Origin of the sequence: Parafilimonas terrae (assembly GCF_900115755.1) — a bacterium.
Lineage (GTDB): Bacteria > Bacteroidota > Bacteroidia > Chitinophagales > Chitinophagaceae > Parafilimonas > Parafilimonas terrae.
This window is the reverse complement of sequence record NZ_FOXQ01000005.1, coordinates 104848-121998: the sequence shown is the minus strand read 5'-3', so window position 1 is coordinate 121998 and position 17151 is coordinate 104848. Positions and strand designations below refer to the sequence as shown.

Annotated in this window: 13 protein-coding genes and 1 tRNA gene; 9 read left to right on the top strand and 5 right to left on the bottom strand. The window is 39.2% G+C overall.

The features are described from left to right. Window positions 1-45: 45 nt before the first annotated feature. Entirely contained in the window at window positions 46-1365 is a 1320-nt protein-coding gene (locus BM015_RS09945; RefSeq protein ID WP_090657863.1) for a TolC family protein, read from the bottom strand. Between the two features lie 248 nt (window positions 1366-1613). Between BM015_RS09945 and BM015_RS09940 the strand changes: the two genes are divergently transcribed. The 3 genes from BM015_RS09940 (at window position 1614) to BM015_RS09930 (ending at window position 3950) form a co-directional block, all read left to right on the top strand. Then, window positions 1614-3401, top strand: coding sequence for an AMP-dependent synthetase/ligase (locus tag BM015_RS09940; protein ID WP_090657860.1), 1788 nt, complete (start codon window positions 1614-1616; stop codon window positions 3399-3401). Between the two features lie 64 nt (window positions 3402-3465). After that, entirely contained in the window at window positions 3466-3648 is a 183-nt protein-coding gene (locus BM015_RS09935) for a hypothetical protein (protein WP_090657858.1), read from the top strand. Beyond that, window positions 3642-3950 carry a type II toxin-antitoxin system RelE/ParE family toxin gene (locus tag BM015_RS09930; protein ID WP_090657856.1) on the top strand — a complete coding sequence of 103 codons (309 nt, stop codon included), beginning with the start codon at window positions 3642-3644 and terminating at the stop codon, window positions 3948-3950. Before BM015_RS09935 ends, BM015_RS09930 begins: the two co-directional genes overlap by 7 nt. 133 nt (window positions 3951-4083) lie before the next feature. On the opposite strand, the gene tig is transcribed toward BM015_RS09930, so the two are convergent. From tig to BM015_RS09910, 4 genes are all read right to left on the bottom strand, one after another. Then, window positions 4084-5448 carry a trigger factor gene (tig, locus tag BM015_RS09925; RefSeq protein ID WP_090657854.1) on the bottom strand — a complete coding sequence of 455 codons (1365 nt, stop codon included), beginning with the start codon at window positions 5446-5448 and terminating at the stop codon, window positions 4084-4086. A 93-nt stretch (window positions 5449-5541) separates the two neighbouring features. Continuing rightward, a tRNA-Leu gene (locus BM015_RS09920) sits at window positions 5542-5623 on the bottom strand. A 102-nt stretch (window positions 5624-5725) separates the two neighbouring features. Then, a complete protein-coding gene (gene lipA, locus BM015_RS09915) occupies window positions 5726-6652 on the bottom strand; it encodes a lipoyl synthase (protein WP_090657852.1) in 927 nt (308 codons plus the stop codon). 159 nt (window positions 6653-6811) lie between these two features. Further along, window positions 6812-7567, bottom strand: coding sequence for a DNA polymerase ligase N-terminal domain-containing protein (locus tag BM015_RS09910; protein ID WP_245751347.1), 756 nt, complete (start codon window positions 7565-7567; stop codon window positions 6812-6814). A gap of 233 nt (window positions 7568-7800) precedes the next feature. Here BM015_RS09910 and BM015_RS09905 point away from each other — a divergent pair, with 233 nt between their 5' ends. The 6 genes from BM015_RS09905 (at window position 7801) to BM015_RS09880 (ending at window position 17125) form a co-directional block, all read left to right on the top strand. Then, window positions 7801-10740 carry a serine hydrolase domain-containing protein gene (locus BM015_RS09905; RefSeq protein WP_090657850.1) on the top strand — a complete coding sequence of 980 codons (2940 nt, stop codon included), beginning with the start codon at window positions 7801-7803 and terminating at the stop codon, window positions 10738-10740. 155 nt (window positions 10741-10895) lie between these two features. Next, window positions 10896-12011 carry a M20/M25/M40 family metallo-hydrolase gene (locus BM015_RS09900; RefSeq protein WP_090657848.1) on the top strand — a complete coding sequence of 372 codons (1116 nt, stop codon included), beginning with the start codon at window positions 10896-10898 and terminating at the stop codon, window positions 12009-12011. Between the two features lie 200 nt (window positions 12012-12211). Beyond that, the gene (locus BM015_RS09895; protein WP_090657847.1) at window positions 12212-13378 is read left to right on the top strand and encodes a lycopene cyclase family protein; all 1167 of its coding nucleotides are present in this window, start codon (window positions 12212-12214) and stop codon (window positions 13376-13378) included. Window positions 13379-13479: 101 nt separating this feature from the next. Then, window positions 13480-14385: a ribokinase gene (gene rbsK, locus BM015_RS09890; RefSeq protein ID WP_090657846.1), complete on the top strand. Its 906-nt coding sequence runs from the start codon at window positions 13480-13482 to the stop codon at window positions 14383-14385. A 66-nt stretch (window positions 14386-14451) separates the two neighbouring features. Further along, a complete protein-coding gene (locus BM015_RS09885; RefSeq protein ID WP_090657845.1) occupies window positions 14452-16002 on the top strand; it encodes an ADP-ribosylglycohydrolase family protein in 1551 nt (516 codons plus the stop codon). 310 nt (window positions 16003-16312) lie between these two features. After that, entirely contained in the window at window positions 16313-17125 is an 813-nt protein-coding gene (locus BM015_RS09880) for a hypothetical protein (protein ID WP_090657844.1), read from the top strand. The last annotated feature ends 26 nt before the right edge of the window (window positions 17126-17151 follow it).

Genomic DNA, 17151 nt, shown 5'->3' with positions numbered 1-17151 from the left:
GCATTCCCCTGTATGAAAAAAGCGTTTTATACGGACGTTTCATACTTAATAAGTTAAAATGCCCAGTGCTTTTTGTACATCAAGTTTGCTGCTCAACACTTCATACAATGCATTCAGGTAATTTACCTGCGCCGCCCGCAAATCGCTTTCTGCCACTATTACTTCGAGATAGGTTTTTACGCCTGCTTTGTATTGTAAGTTGATGGTATTATAAACATCGTTTGCGAGGTCAAGGTTTTCACGCTGCACATTGTAATCGTTTAAAACAGATTTATATGCAGCCAGCGCCTGTGTATATTCTGATTGAATAGAATCCCGCAATGACTGAAAATTATATTGCAGCCTGTCAAGTGTTAGCTGAGCGCTTCGTACCTGCGATGTACGTTTAAAGCCCTGGAAAATAGGAAAGCCTAAAGAAATGCCCACATAAGAAGATGGGAAATCGTTCTTGTAAAGTTTGGAAAGCTCGTTATTGGCATAATAGAAATTATAATTGCCGAAGGCAGAAATGTTAGGTATAAAACCCCATTTATAATATTTGAGGTTTGCCTGCAATAAGCTTTGTTCGGTTTTTAATATCTGGTATTCTATGCGGGTTTCATAATTTACCTGCTGAAGCGTATCAAGGAAAATTTCATTTCTTAACTGAACACTGTCATACACCAGTGAAAAACTACCATTTTGCGGGTAGCCCATCAGCAGTTTTAAAACTGAAAATTTTGATTTAACTGCTTCGGCATATTGCTTCTTTTGAGCCTGCGCATTGTTGAGTAAAATCTGCGCCCGCTTATAATCTGTTTTATCAACTACGCCTGCTTTATATTGATTATATGCATCTCTTACACTTCTGCTTAAACGGGTTATGTCCTGGTCAACCAAATCAATCTGCTGCTGCGAAAGCAGTACGTCATAAAAAGCCTTGCTCACATTAAGCGATAAATAAATTTTATTATTGGTTGTAAGCTGCGAAGCTTCTGTGCGCACATTCTTTGCAGTTTGGCTGGCCAGCAAAACATCCCTGTTAAAAATATTCTGCGTAGCAGAAAAATAAGCAGTTGAAAAATTTTTGGCGGCAGTGGAAACAGGGGTGCCGTTTATTACAGAAACCGGCGTTTTAAAATAATGCTGCAGCGAATAATCAAGGTTAAGCTGTGGGTACCATTCTGACAGTTTTGTTTTTATGTTGGCATCAACAATCTGCTCATCAAGTAACGACTGCTGTATGCGTGGCTGGTGCGCTAAAGCATATTGCACGCATTCATTTAATGTTGCTGCCGTTAAAGTTGAGTCCTGTGTTTGTTGTGCCTGCGCGGGGTTAACAAAGAAATATAACGCTAATAAAATTATTACCGGTTGCTTGCTCATAACTCCATCCCTTTGTAAAGCTTGGTTTTATACATGAAAGCATAAAACGAAAAATTAAATAAGGCGCAAAAATAGGAAATGGATTTAAACAACTGTTTAAATTTTTTTGAATGATAAGAACATGATAATTATTTAACAGATAACGTGTTACTTCGTTTTGGCCGTTTAATTATGCGGCCAGTGAATTAAAACGGATTGCCGGATTTCCAACTGCCAAAAGTTGTATTTTTATTTTTCAACGATTGAGAATGGAAATAAAACGTTTGTTCGATTGCATCAACCACCAGCTACAACATTTTCCCAAACAGGATATGCTTGCTGCTAAAGAGAATGGACAATGGAAAACATACAGCACACAAGAAGTAAAAAATATTGTTGACGAATTAACTGCGGGCCTGATTGAATTAGGCATTAGCGGCAACGATTACAGCGATGAAGGATCGGATAAAATAGGCATTATAAGTAACAACCGGCCCGAATGGATTTTTACAGACCTGGCCGTACAGCAAACCGGCGCTGTACTTGTACCGCTGTACCCCACAACCGGTATAAACGAAATTCAATTTATACTGAATGATGCATTGGTTAAATACATGTTTGTAAGCAATAAGGAATTGTATGATAAAATAAACAGCATTAAACCCAATGTTCCATCCCTACAAAAAATTTACAGTTTTGATGATATTGAAGGCGTTGAAAAATGGACCGCTGTTTCAGCGCTGGCAACAGATGCATCCCGTGCAAGAACAGGAGAACTTAAGAAAACCATTTCGCCGGAAAACCTGGCTACTATTATTTATACATCAGGTACAACTGGTACGCCAAAAGGTGTAATGCTCACACATAAAAATATTTATACCAACGTAATTTTCAGCAAGCAAAGCTTCCCGTTTATTGACGCGCCGCAATACAAGGTGCTGAGCTTTCTGCCGTTGAATCACATTTTTGAGAAATGTGTTAGCTACATTTATTTATTTAGCGGTAATGGAATTTATTATGCCGAAAGCCTTGATACCATTGGCGCCAATTTAAAAGAAATTAAACCCGATGGATTTACAACGGTTCCGCGTTTGCTGGAAAAAGTTTTTGAGCGGATTATGACAACAGGCCGCCAGCTAACCGGCATTAAAAAGCAATTGTTTTTCTGGAGTGTTGGCCTTGCCGAACAGTATGCAACGCCTGCCGCAGCATCATCATTTTATAAACTAAAACTTGCTATTGCCAACAAACTGGTGCTGAGCAAATGGCGGGAAGCACTTGGGGGCAATATTAAATTTATTATTACCGGCGGCGCTGCCTGCCAGGTAAAACTGCTGCGCATTTTTAATGCGGCCAAAATACCTGTGTATGAAGGCTACGGCCCCACGGAAAACAGCCCTGTTATTGCCGTAAACAGGTGGAGCTCGCCGGGCGACTCGCTTATAGGAACTGTTGGGCCTGCAATTGATGGCCTTGAAGTAAAGCTTGCTGAAGATGGTGAGATTTGTGTGAAAGGCCCTACCGTAATGAAAGGGTATTACAAGCGCCCCGACCTTACAGCCGATACAGTTATTGATGGCTGGCTGCACACCGGCGATATCGGGACATGGGTGGATAATAAATTCCTGAAAATAACCGACCGCAAAAAAGAGATTTTTAAAACAAGCGGCGGCAAATATGTGGCGCCGCAGGCGCTTGAAAATGTATTTAAAGGCAGCCCTTTTATTGAGCAGATAATGGTGGTGGGTGAGGGTAAAAAATTTGTAAGCGCCTTGGTGGTTCCCGCTTTTGCTTATTTAAAAACCTGGATGGAATTGCATAATATTCCTTTCACTTCTAACGCGGATGCTGTAAAGAATGCTGAAGTATTAAAAAAATATGAAACGGTTGTGGAAGAGCTGAACCAGCAATTTAACCATGTGGAACAGATAAAAAAATTTGAATTGCTGCCCGCCGAATGGAGCCTTGAAACCGGCGAAATGACTCCTAAAATGAGCCTGAAAAGAAAAGTAGTGCTGGAAAAATTTAAAGGTGTGATTGATGGGATTTATGGCTGATGTAATTGAGGACAACTTTAAATTTATATTAGTGTTTAATCGTTAAATTTGAATAAAGGATTTTATGATTAGTAAGCGCCAAATCATAGAGGTTATAGAAGCGATGCCTGAAGAAGAGTTCACGGATGTGGAGCTCGTTATTGAAGAGATTGTTTTGCTTGAAAAAATAAAAAAGGGATTAGCAGCGATGGAAAAAAGTGAAGTCTTATCTGAAGACCAGGTTGATAAACTATCTGAAGAATGGTGAACCTGTTTTATACAAGACCAGCTCTTAATGATTTAAAAAACATTTATAGTTTTATAGCAATTGATTCACCAACGGCGGCAAAAAGGTTTATTGCAACATTAAAAGAAAAAATCAAAGTTCTCAAGCAATATCCTGAAATAGGAAAACCGATTTATACCGATAAATTCGATAATCTCCGGCAAATTCTTTACAAATCATACAGAATCATTTACCATTTTAAAAATGATTCAATATTTATTATAACAATTCACCATCAGTCAAGATTGCCGGAAAACATTCCTTCATTACAACACTTATTCTGAATGACCCAAATGTGTAATTGTAGATTTATCTCCGGGTTTAATAAAAAATTTGAATACCAAATCAAAACGGGTTTCAGCTTAATCTACTGAAACCCGTTTGTTTATTTTTTACAACTAATTACGGTTGCTAACATTAATGATGATGGTGATCGTGCACCTTCTTCTCAAATTCTTCCAGCGAAATAGGTTCTTCTGTTTTATTGGCTTTTTCCTCCAGCAGCTTAAACAGCTTTTCTGTTTGAAGGCGCATATACGTTTCTTCAACAAATTTCTGATCATTCAGCATGCGGTTGGCATATTCATCCAGCCAGGGCATATCGCCCAGGCTTTGGCCCTGCATATAACTGCTTATCTGCCTTATGGCATAATCTTTAACCTCATCCCTTTCAACCGTTATGGCATTCTCATTAATCAGCTTGCTGCTGATCAACGTCCATTTAAGCTGGTTTAAGAAGGTAGGCAATTCTTTCTCGGCTTCTTCCGGTGTTTTTGCTTTTTCGGAACTCACTTCCAGCCAGCGTTTCAGGAATTTTTCAGGAAATTCAACCTGCACATGATCAATCAAATGATGATATAACTGATCCTGCAACTGGTTACTGCTTTGAGCATCGTAATATTTCTGAATATCTGCTTTCACAGCATTGCGAAATTCTTCTTCGTTGGTTACATTTCCTTCGGGATAAATGCCCTTGAAGAATTCTTCATTTAATTCAGCCTTTTCTACAAAACCAATTTTAGTAATAGTAAGATTAAAAAATTTCTCCGTAGCAGCTGCATCAGCTTTATCCAAACCAAGGTCTTCCATTATAAAATCCCTTTCCTTATCTTCAAAAGCTTTGTTAAGCTGAATGAGAACAGTATCATCTTTCTTTTTGCCCATCAGTTGCTCCCGCACTGCAGGCGTAAAATATTTAACCAGTAAAGAATTATCTTTTTCAATGCCACCTTCAATTGCATTGCCTTCAGCATCCGCTTCTGCAAATTTCACATTCAAAACATCTTCTTCGTTGCTTACGGTTTCAGGTTCCGTCATTTTACCATAGCGGGAACGAAGGCGGTTTACTTCATCTTCCACCACATTGTCTTCTACCTGTATTTTATAAAAAGTGCCTTTAAGTTCACCTGGATTAATATTGATATCGGGTTTTAAACCAATTTCAAATGCAAAAGCGTAATCGCCGGCATTGTTCATATCAAGCTGGCGCGAATCATTTTCAAAAGGAATGGGCTGCGCAAGAATATCGAGCTTTTCATTAGCAACGTAGTTATTCAATTCTTTTTCCACGGTACGCAAAACTTCATCTGTAAAAACAGATTGCCCATACATTTTTTTTACGAGACTGGATGGAACCATCCCTTTTCTAAAACCGGGGATATTGGCATTTTTTGCATAAGATTTTAAGCTTTTTTCAAAAGAAGGCATATAGTCTTCTTTTGAAAGATTTACGGTGAGCTTATCATTAAGCTGTCCAATATTTTCGCGTGTAATAGTTGCCATAATGTAGTAAGTTAAATCGTTGAAAGGTTTGACAAGTTGATAAGTAAACACCTATCAGCTAATAATTTATAAACCTGTCAACAACAAAAAAAGTGCGGATGATAGGAATCGAACCTACATGCCTTGCGGCGCCAGATCCTAAGTCTGGTGCGTCTGCCAGTTTCGCCACATCCGCAAACGGGGCGCAAAAATAGGTAAATTGAATATAAAAAGAAAGCTTTCGCATTGTAAAGCTTTCTTTAAAACAGATTTAATACTTTTTTGTGGAAACAGCGTATTAATTCACCTTTTCGCCCAGCCAAATTTGCCTGCCATAGCCTGGCACCACATGTTTTTCGCTGTGATAGGAAGAGCGTACCAGCGGGCCGCTTTCTACATAATCAAAACCCAATGAATAGCCTATCTCTCTGAATTCGGCAAATTCATCAGGATGCACAAAACGTTCAACCGGCAAATGCCTGGTTGTGGGCTGCAGGTATTGGCCGAGGGTAAGCACATCAAGGTTTACCGCGGCAAGATCGTTCATGGTTTCAATTACTTCTTCTTTGGTCTCGCCGAGGCCGAGCATAATACCCGTTTTGGTGCGAACGCCTAATTCCTTTAAATACCTAAGCACTTCCAGGCTGCGGCGGTATTTTGCCTGTATGCGGACCTGGCGTGTAAGGCGTTCAACAGTTTCCATATTATGGCTGATGACTTCGGGCGCTGCTTCAGCAACTTTTTCTATTTGTTCGTGTATGCCTTTAAAATCCGGGATTAACGTTTCAAGTGTTGTATCGGGATTTAAGGCTTTTACAGCTTTGATCGTGTTATACCATATAGTTGAACCGCCATCTTTCAACTCATCACGGTCAACGCTGGTAATTACAGCGTGTTTTACTTTCATTAAATGAATGGCTTCTGCCACACGCTGCGGCTCATCCCAATCAACCGGCTCCGGCCTGCCGGTAGCCACAGCGCAGAACCCGCAACTGCGGGTACAAATGTTGCCCAATATCATGAACGTTGCCGTACCAGCTCCCCAGCATTCGCCCATATTGGGGCAGTTGCCACTTTCGCAAATAGTGTGAAGCTTATGCGTATCTACAAGGCTGCGTACATGTTTATAATTTTCGCCAATAGGCAATTTTACACGTAACCAGTTTGGCTTTTGATATCTTGGTTTAATATTTTGCTGCGATGCGCAGGCTATTGTTTGTTCCATGCTTCTAATCTCCTTTTTTAATTACAACATAACCTATCTCAAATTGCCTGAAATTATTATTCGTTAACCGAATTCAAACAATTTTAAAAACAGGTAAAATTATGATTAAAGCTGATTATGGAGAAATTTGGGCAGCGGACAACTCCGGCATAATAGATTTCACTTTTTTGTTACAGTTACGCCACGTTTTTTAACTGCAGGTTTTGTCTTTGCATTGTTCACCTGCTTTGCAGATTTATTGTTCACCTGCTTTGCAGATTTTTTTTCCGTTGTTTTTGCGCGGTTCCCCGCCCATATTTTATTGCTTGTTTTTTCAACCTGCGATATTGTTTTTTTAGAAATAACAGATTTATCTTTTAATGTAACATCTTTCTCAGATGCATATTTATCGTTATGCTTAATCAGCAGCCAGCTATTCTCACCTTGGTAATTGGTTTTCACCAAAGCAAATTCACCTTTTAGTTTTTTTCCATGCATCACGATCTTTACGCTGCCGGCCTTTAATTGTTTCAACAGGGTCTTCTCATTTTCTTTTTTGTCGCCTGTGTCTTCCAGCGGTGTATAAGTGCCTTCATCCCAAACAATCACAGTGCCTGCGCCATAATTGCCTTCGGGAATAGTGCCTTCAAATGTTCTGTAATCAAAAGGATGATCTTCTACCATCATGGCCAAACGTTTGTCTTCCGGGTTGAGGGAAGGCCCTTTTGGCACAGCCCAGCTTTTCAAAACACCTTCCATTTCTAACCGGAAATCGTAGTGCAGGCGCGATGCATCGTGTTTCTGCACCACAAACAGCAATTCATTTTTTAAAGCTTTGCCGCCTGTGGGCTCCGGTGTTTTAGTAAAGCTTCTTTTCTTTTTATAGAGAGAAAGGCTCATGCGTTTTTTAAAATGATATATCAAATAGCCCGCCAAAGCAATATAGTTTCAATCTCAACAAACCCCGCGGCTTTCAAAATCCCCCGGGATTTGTGCAAACATTGTAAAAACGTTAAAGGCTTTAGTTATTTTAAATTTTTATTATTGCACAAACGGTAATCTTTATCATCACTAATAAGTACGAATGAAACGCCTATATAAAATGTATTTTACACACAGCGGATGATAAGCGCGTTCCATGAGACCATTGAAAAAACAAACTTGTACGAATGAAATTAAAGAAAGCATTCTTTTTCCTGCTCTGCATCATCAGCTTACATTCTTTAAATGCTCAAAAGTTCTATAAACAAACTGCAGCTTCGCAACAATGGGTTGACAGTGTGTTTAATTCTTTAACGCCTGTACAGCGCATAGCGCAATTAATGGTGGTACGCGAAAGCTCGGTTGCTTCCGGACGCCCGGTTTACTTGAATGATAAAGTAGAGAAACTTATTCGTGATTATAACATTGGTTCCATTTGTTTATTCCAGGGTGGCCCAATAAAACAGGCTGGCTACATTAATTATTTTCAGCAAATAGCACAAACGCCTTTAATGGTTTGCATTGATGGCGAAACGGGTTTGGGCATGCGCATGACAGACAGCGTTTTTAAATTTCCCGATCAGCTTACCATTGGCGCTGTGCAGGATGCAGCCATTGCTTATGAAGTGGGTAAAGCCATAGGCGATCAATGCAAACGTATGGGCATACAGGTAAATTATGCGCCGGTGGTTGACATTAATAATAATCCCAATAATCCTGTAATCAATTTCCGTTCTTTTGGTGAAGACAAATACAAAGTAGCTTTATTGGGCACGCAATTAATGCGCGGCATGCAGGAAGAAAATGTAATGGCCTGCGCCAAACATTTTCCAGGCCACGGCGACGTAAGCGTTGACTCACATCTTGACTTACCGGTTATTTCAAAATCGTTTGGTGCGCTGGATTCACTTGAATTATATCCTTTCAAAACTTTGTTTAATGAAGGCGTGGGCAGCGTAATGATTGCGCATTTAAGCATTCCCGCTATTGATAAAACGCCGCATCTTCCCACATCTTTATCGCAAAAAAATGTAACTGATCTTTTAAGGCGTGATCTTGGTTTCAAAGGCATTTCTTTTACTGATGCGCTGGAAATGCAGGGCGTTGCCAAATATTATCCGCAAGGTGATGCTGCCGTAAAATCTTTACTGGCCGGCAATGATATGTTGTGTTTACCCGGTGATGTACCGCAGGCTATTCAAAGAATTCAGGCTGCTATCGCCAATAAAATTTTGGATTCAATTGATATTAATAACCGTGTAAAAAAAGTATTGCTTGCAAAATATAACCTGGGTTTAAACAAGGCTGGCTATATCAACCCAAATAACCTGCATGAAGATTTAAATAAAAATGTATTGCCTTTAAGAAGAAAGGTTGCAAGAAATGCTTTCACTTTATTGCGGCTGAAAGATGCTGATGTATTTCCGCTTAAGCCCGGCAAGAAAATAGCATACATAGGCGTTGGCGAATTTGATACAAGCAGCGCTCTTTCCACTTTTCTTAAAATTGAAAAGAATGCTGATGTTTATTTAATGAGTTATAACGACAATGCTACGTTAGCGGCTTCCATAGAAAAAGCTGTTAATGGCAAATATGATGCTGTTATAATCGGCGTACATAATTTTAATAAATACCCTGCAAGAAATTTTGGTTTATCAGCAAATGCGCTTGGCCTTATTAAAAATCTGCAGGCTAACAATAAAGCATTAACCTTATTGTTTGGCAACCCTTATGCCTTAAAGAATTTTTGCGATGCAGATAATATTATGGCTTGCTACGAAGATGATGCAATCTTCCAGGAAGCAGCATTTGCCTGGCTTGAGGGTGAATTTGTGGCATCTGGTAAATTACCTGTAACGGTTTGCGATGCTTTTCATTACGGCGATGGCATTGTAAACCTTGGCTTAAAAGAATTGCAAACTGCAAGCCCTGCTGAAGTGGGTTTAGACAGTACGAAACTTTATACAATCGATAGCCTGGCAAGTGATGCTATTGCCAAACATGCAACACCGGGCTGCGTGGTAATGGTTGTAAAAAATAATAAGATTGTTTTGGATAAAGCTTATGGTAAACTCACTTATTATACCAATGAACCAACAACGCCGCAAACAGTGTATGACCTTGCTTCTGTAACAAAAATTTCTGCCACCACCATATCGGTAATGAAGTTGTGGGAAGAAGGTTTGCTCGATCTTGATAAAACACTTGGTTATTATTTGCCCTGGGTTCGCGGCACTAATAAAAGCGGTTTAACTTTAAGGGATGTATTGCTGCACCAGGCGCGGTTGGTGGCTTATATACCATTCTATAAAGAAATAATTGATGCCAAGGGCGATCCTTTACCGGGTTACTTTGAACATTATAGTGACGATTCGGTTTATACGGTGCATGTTGCCGATACCATGTATATGCGCAAAGACTGGGTTGATACTATTTATCAGCGCATACTGCAAAGCAAATTATATCCAACAAAAAGATATGTTTACAGCGACAATGATTTTATTTTTCTCGGAAAAATAGTAGAGCAGTTAACCGGTGTTCCTTTAAATGAATATGTTGCCAAAACATTCTATAAACCCATGCATTTATACAACACTACTTTTAAACCTAACGAACATATTGCCATAAACAACATTGCTCCAACAGAGGATGAACAATATTTCCGTTTGCAACTATTAAGAGGTTATGTGCATGATCCGGGTTCTGCTATGTTTGGCGGTGTTGCGGGCCATGCAGGTTTGTTCAGCAATGCGCACGATCTTGCTATTTTATATACGATGCTTTTAAACGGCGGTGTGTGGGATGGCGTGCGCTATTTAAAGAAAGAAACGATAGATTATTTTACGGCGTATCACAGCAACATAAGCCGCAGAGGTTTGGGTTGGGATAAACCGGAAAAGGATAATGCAAAAGAAGATATTCCATATCCGTGCTTAAGCGCTTCGCCGCAAACTTTTGGCCATACAGGCTTTACGGGCATAAGCGTTTGGGTAGATCCCAAATACGATCTCATCTTTATATTTCTTTCTAACCGCGTTAATCCCGAAGGCGGATCAAACGGTAAACTCAGCACATTAAAAGTGCGCATGAATATAATGGATGCCGTGTATCAATCTATGCTTAAGTAAGTGGGCTTAAAAAGTTGTGTTTTGCCACAAAGACGCTAAAGCACGAAAAAATAAACTTAAGATAAAGACTTTATGCCTTGGTGCCTTGGTGGCATTACTGTTACATACAGCATATCTTTGAGCAACATAGTTTTCAATTTATAATTACATTCATTATGGCAAAGAAAGATTCAAAAGCAAAGCATAAAACAGTATTCAGCAAAGATTCACTCAGCTTCTTAAAAGAATATATCAATACAGCATCGCCTGTTGGTTTTGAAAGCAGCGGCCAAAAGGCTTGGCTTAACTATATCAAAGATTATGTGGATACAACTTTTACCGATCCTTATGGCACTGCGGTGGGCGTAATTAATCCCGATGCGCCGTTTAGGGTGGTGATAGAAGCGCATGCAGATGAAATAAGCTGGTTTGTAAATTATATAAACGACCAGGGTTTAATTTATCTTAAACGCAATGGCGGTGTTGACCACCAGATTGCGCCCGCCATGCGTGTAACCATTCACGGAAGAAAAGGCCCTGTAAAAGCTGTATTTGGCTGGCCGGCTATTCATACGCGCCATTCATCACCCGATGCAAAAGAACCGCAGCCAAAACCCGATAATTTATTTCTCGATTGCGGCGCCCGCAGCAAAAAAGAAGTGCAGGATTTAGGCATTCATATTGGCGCTGTGGTTACTTACCAGGATGGTTTTGATGAGCTGGCAAACAATTATTTTATTGGCCGTGCTATGGATAACCGTGTTGGCGGTTTTATGATTGCAGAAGTAGCAAGGCTTATTAAACAAAATAAAACAAAACTGCCATTTGGTTTATATGTTGTAAATGCGGTGCAGGAAGAAATCGGCCTTCGCGGCGCCGAAATGATTGCCCGCAGAATAAAACCCAACATTGCTATTGTAACTGATGTAACGCATGATACAACAACGCCCATGATCAATAAAGTTATTGAGGGTGATATCGCCTGCAGCAAAGGCCCCGCATTAGCGTATGCGCCTGCGATTCATAACAAGTTATTAGCGTTTGTGGAAGGCGTTGCTGATAAGAAAAAAATTCCTGTGCAATGGCGCACACTAAGCCGGTCAACTGGAACGGATACAGATAGCTTTGCTTATGCCAACGACGGTTGTCCTTCTGTTTTAATTTCAATTCCATTGCGCTACATGCATACCACTGTTGAAATGCTGCATCGCGATGATATTGAAAACACCATTCGTTTAATGTATGAAACTGTTACGGCATTAACGCCTGAAACAAATCTTAGTTATTTATAAATGATGACGTGAATCGTTAAACGTGAGACGTGAATGTAAGCGCGTGAATTACTTTAAAAACTGTTCGCGGTCAGCTGTATCAAAGCGTCAGGCCGTTAACTTGCACAAAGATTTGAAGAGTCAATATACCCCAATAATAATCAGACTTTAAAGCTTTCACGATTGGCGTTTGACGATTCACGTGTAAACACAAATATCCTTTGCAACAACAGTATGATTATATCATCGCCGGTGCAGGATGTGCAGGTCTTAGCCTTCTGCACCGGATGATGCTGCATCCTTTCTTCAATCGGAAAAAAATATTATTGATTGATAAGGATGCAAAAAATATCAATGACAGAACCTGGTGTTTTTGGGAAAAGCAAAATGGCTTGTTTGAAAATATTGTTTATCATCGCTGGCAGCAAATAGATTTTTATTCAAAAGAATTTTCTGCACGTTACGATCTCGAACCTTATCAATATAAAATGATCCGCAGCATTGATTTATATGCAATCGTTTTAGATAAAGCCAAACAGTTTTCAAATATTGATATTGTATATGATGAGATAAAATCAATATCAAGCAACGAAATATATGCTACTATAACAACAAACAATAGTATATTCTACTCAAACTATCTTTTCAACAGTATCATCTTGAATAACTGGAAACAGGATGCATTAAGTCAAAAAAATGTTCATGTTTTATGGCAACATTTTAAGGGCTGGCTTATTGAAACGGCTGATGATATTTTTGATGCACGCATTGCAACGTTCATGGATTTCAGGGTAAGCCAGGAAAAAGGAACGGCATTCATGTATGTTTTACCTGTTGCCAAAAACCGGGCATTAATTGAATACACTTTATTTTCTGAAAATATTTTGAATGATGATGAATATAATAATGCCCTCACGCATCATATCAATAAGCAATTAGAGATTAATGAATACAAACTACTGCACACAGAAAGCGGCATTATTCCCATGACGAATTATGCTTTTTCAAAAGGCGAAGGAAGAGTAATAAACATTGGTACAGCTGGCGGTCAAACAAAGGGCAGCAGCGGTTATACTTTTCAGTTCATTCAAAAACATTCAGCAAAGATTATTGAAGCGCTGGTAAAAGATAAAAACCCATTGCTGTTGCAATCAATGTTTGATAAACGGTTTCGTTTATACGATGGCATTTTACTGAATGTTTTAAAACATAAAAAGATGGGTGGCGATGTTTTGTTTGCGCAGCTTTTTAAAAACAATTCACCGCAGGCGGTTTTTAAATTCCTGGATAACGAAACCAATATTAAAGAAGAGCTGAAAATAATGAAAAGTGTTTCGTTACGTGCATTTTTACCTGCCACATTTAAACAGCTTTTGCGGCATTTGTAAGTTCCACAAAGCATCTGAACCTTTATAACTTAAAAGCGTTTGCCAAAAACTGGAAACGTTCTTCTATTTTTATTCTTCCAATAAAAACGGTTACAGCCATTATGAATACTTCAATATTTATCATAGGAAGTTCCAATACGGATATGGTGATAAAAACAGATCATCTTCCCCAACCCGGTGAAACTATTTTAGGAGGCACTTTCTTTATGAACCCCGGCGGCAAGGGTGCTAACCAGGCTGTAGCTGCAGCAAGGCTGAATGGCAAGGTTACTTTGATATGCAAAACAGGCAATGATATTTTCGGGAAGCAGTCAATACAATTGTTTGAAGAAGAAGGCATCAATACGCAGTTTATAGTTTCCGATGATAAAAACCCTTCCGGCGTTGCGCTAATAACAGTTGATAAAAATGCAGACAACTGTATTACTGTTGCATCGGGCGCTAATGCAACACTTACGCCAAAAGACCTCGAAAAAGCAACAAAAGAAATTGCAGGAGCAGCCATTGTTTTAATGCAACTTGAGATACCGGTTGAAACAGTTAGTTGGGTTGCCACATTTGCATCGGCGAATAATGTAAAAGTTATTCTGAACCCTGCACCGGCTTGTGAATTGCCGGTAACATTGTTTAAAAATATAGCCATTATAACACCCAATAAAAAGGAAGCAGAAATGCTCTCCGGCATTAGTATAAATGATATGGGGTCTGCTATACGGGCAGCAAATATTATTAAACAAAAAGGAGTAGGAATTGTGATAATCACTCTCGGTGATAAAGGTGCGCTGGTAGTAACAGATACAATAACAGAAATGATAACAGCGCCCCTTGTTGAAGCAGTTGATACAACAGCCGCCGGTGATGTTTTTAACGGGGCATTGGCTGTGGCTATTGCAGAGGGGTTGCCTGTTTTAGATGCGGTGACGTTTGCCTGCAAGGCTGCTTCCATTTCTGTAACACGCATGGGTGCGCAGGCATCTGCACCACATAGAAATGAGATACAATTTTAACCGCTATAACACCTGAAATGAATTTGTTTTTTATTTAAATAATTCAACTAAAAATAAAATGCAGGTATGAAAAAAATGATACTCATAATAGCTGTTCTTGCATCCTTACAAGGCATTGCTCAAACAAAAGATATAACCTTTACCAAACAACAATTACAGAATAAAATAAAAGGCGGCTGGGCAGGGCAAACCATCGGCGTAACATTTGGCGGCCCGTATGAATTTCGGTTTAACGGCACATTCATTGGCGACTATCAAAAGCTATTATGGAATGATACTTTGCTTAAACATAACATGATATATAACCCCGGTTTGTATGATGATTTGTATATGGATTTAACCTTTGTGGATGTGTTTGAAAAATATGGCCTTGATGTCCCGCTGGATTCTTTTGCAAACGCTTATGCCAATGCCGGATATATGTTGTGGCATGCTAACCAGGCCGGACGTTATAATATTCTTCATGGCATAAAAGCGCCGCAAAGCGGTTACTGGGAAAACAATCCACATGCAGACTGCATAGACTACCAGATAGAAAGCGATTTTGCAGGACTTATGAGTCCCGGCATGCCTAATGTTGCCTCTGCCATCAGCGATAAAATTGGCCATATTATGAATTATGGCGACGGCTGGTATGGCGGTGTATATGTAGGCGCCATGTATACGCTGGCATTTACTTCATCAGATATAAATTATATCGTTTCTGAAGCATTGAAAACAATTCCTGCACAAAGCAATTTTTATAAATGTATTCACGATGTAATTGGCTGGCATAAGCAATATCCAAACGACTGGAAGGCCACATGGTTTGAAGTGCAGAAAAAATGGGCCAATGATATTTCCTGTCCCGAAGGTGTATTCCACCCTTTTAATATTGATGCAACCGTAAATGCAGCGTATGTTGTGATTGGTTTGTTATATGGAAATTATGACTTTACAAAATCGTTGGAAATAGCAACGCGATGCGGCCAGGATGCAGATTGCAATCCTTCAACTGTTGGCGGCATATTAGGCACTTTGTTAGGATATGATAAAATTCCGGCTTACTGGAAACAGGGATTGAAAGAAGCAGAAGATATAGATTTCAAATACACCACCATGAACCTTAATGATGTGTATGATATTGGCTATAAACATGCGTTGGAAAACATACAAAGAAATGGCGGAAGTGTGATTGGCGACGATATTACTATCAAAGCACAACAGCCCGCTGCTGTAAAATTTGAAAAGAGTTTTGATGGATTATACCCGGTTGCAAGAATACCCGTTAACTGGTCTGATAAAAAAGATGCCATAAGTTTTAACTATGAAGGAACCGGTTTTGTAATAACAGGCAACACAGCACAATGGGGAAGCTTAACAGATTTTGTTTTTCATACTGAATTATATGTAGATGGCAAGCTGGTTGAAAAGCCTGAGCTTCCGGCAAGTTATACTACGCGCCGTTATGAGCTTGCCTGGAAATATAAATTGCCCGCAGGCAAACATGCTGTAGAATTAAAGATTTTAAATCTTTCGGATAAAGAAAGCATTACGGGTGTGGAAGCTATTTATTATTCAGACAAGCCGGTTAATGGCATGAACGAAAACGAAGCAGATGCTGCGGCTATGAACTGATTACTATATAATACCCGGAGGATTGTCATTACTCTTTTTTAAAGCATATACATTTATTTTTTGGAATTATCTGCATTAATAAGTAATATCGTAGCGGGTTTATAATTGACTACCGTGCTACCGAAAACACCATCCCTTTCTTAAATTCTTCCTGTGTAAATACCGTTTTTATACGCTGTTTTGATGGGGAAAATCCCTGTTGGAATTGAAGGTTTTCACGTTTGAATAAGCTTTGGCAATATCGAAGTTTGAAATGTAAATATACCATATGCCGAAAAGGGATTTAGAGTAGGCAACTAAAATAAAACTTATGCCAGAAGAAACACCAGCCACTCCCGATGAAAAATTGCGTGGGAGCATAGCATCGAAGGTACTCATTTATGGAAGCATCGTATTAGCCATTATTGCGACTGTAGTAATTATTGCAGGAATTATTTTGCTAAAACAAGCTGATGGTGATCCACAGAAGATTGGCCAGGCCACTAGTATAATAACCGGCACCTTCTATGCTTTATTGCCGGTTATTGCAACCTGGGTGGGAACAGTAATAGCTTTTTATTTTGGTAAAGCCAATTTTGAAGCGGCCGGCAATCTCGTAAAGCAAATCACAAATTCCGACCAAAAATTGCAAGCTATTAAAGTAAGTGATCCCGGCGTAATGATACTCTTTAACGATATAAGCTTCAACAAGGATATTGTTTCTAAAGAAGATAAAGATATTAATGTTCAAAAAGACCTGATAGATTTTATGGACACAAATAAAAAAGGGGAACGGCTTCCGATTTTTAATGATAAAAAAGTACTCAGATATATAATTCATGAGAGCACGGTGAATGAATTCGTACGAAAACTTATAAGCAGCAAGTACGACCAGTTAAAGGATAAAAAGCCCGAAGATATTTCGTTGGAACAAATGATAAATAATACAAACGATGATCTTAAAAATAAGATTACCAAAAGTGCATCCTACATTTCAAAGACTGCTACTTTATTCGAAGCCAGCCAAAAGCTAATCAACAATCCTTTATGCCAGGATGTTTTTGTAACGGAAACTGGAAATCAAAATGAAGAAATAATAGGCTGGATCACCAATAACAAAATCAGCGAACTGGCAAAGGTTTAAAAATCAATTTTAATATTTCTCCGCTA

Bases quoted from the DNA above. Each gene is read 5' to 3' on its own strand.
- BM015_RS09945 (WP_090657863.1), bottom strand. From the start codon at position 1,365: ATGAGCAAGCAACCGGTAATAATTTTATTAGCGTTATATTTCTTTGTT.
- BM015_RS09940 (WP_090657860.1), top strand. From the start codon at position 1,614: ATGGAAATAAAACGTTTGTTCGATTGCATCAACCACCAGCTACAACAT.
- BM015_RS09935 (WP_090657858.1), top strand. From the start codon at position 3,466: ATGATTAGTAAGCGCCAAATCATAGAGGTTATAGAAGCGATGCCTGAA.
- BM015_RS09930 (WP_090657856.1), top strand. From the start codon at position 3,642: ATGGTGAACCTGTTTTATACAAGACCAGCTCTTAATGATTTAAAAAAC.
- tig (WP_090657854.1), bottom strand. From the start codon at position 5,448: ATGGCAACTATTACACGCGAAAATATTGGACAGCTTAATGATAAGCTC.
- lipA (WP_090657852.1), bottom strand. From the start codon at position 6,652: ATGGAACAAACAATAGCCTGCGCATCGCAGCAAAATATTAAACCAAGA.
- BM015_RS09905 (WP_090657850.1), top strand. From the start codon at position 7,801: ATGAAATTAAAGAAAGCATTCTTTTTCCTGCTCTGCATCATCAGCTTA.
- BM015_RS09900 (WP_090657848.1), top strand. From the start codon at position 10,896: ATGGCAAAGAAAGATTCAAAAGCAAAGCATAAAACAGTATTCAGCAAA.
- rbsK (WP_090657846.1), top strand. From the start codon at position 13,480: ATGAATACTTCAATATTTATCATAGGAAGTTCCAATACGGATATGGTG.
- BM015_RS09885 (WP_090657845.1), top strand. From the start codon at position 14,452: ATGAAAAAAATGATACTCATAATAGCTGTTCTTGCATCCTTACAAGGC.
- BM015_RS09880 (WP_090657844.1), top strand. From the start codon at position 16,313: ATGCCAGAAGAAACACCAGCCACTCCCGATGAAAAATTGCGTGGGAGC.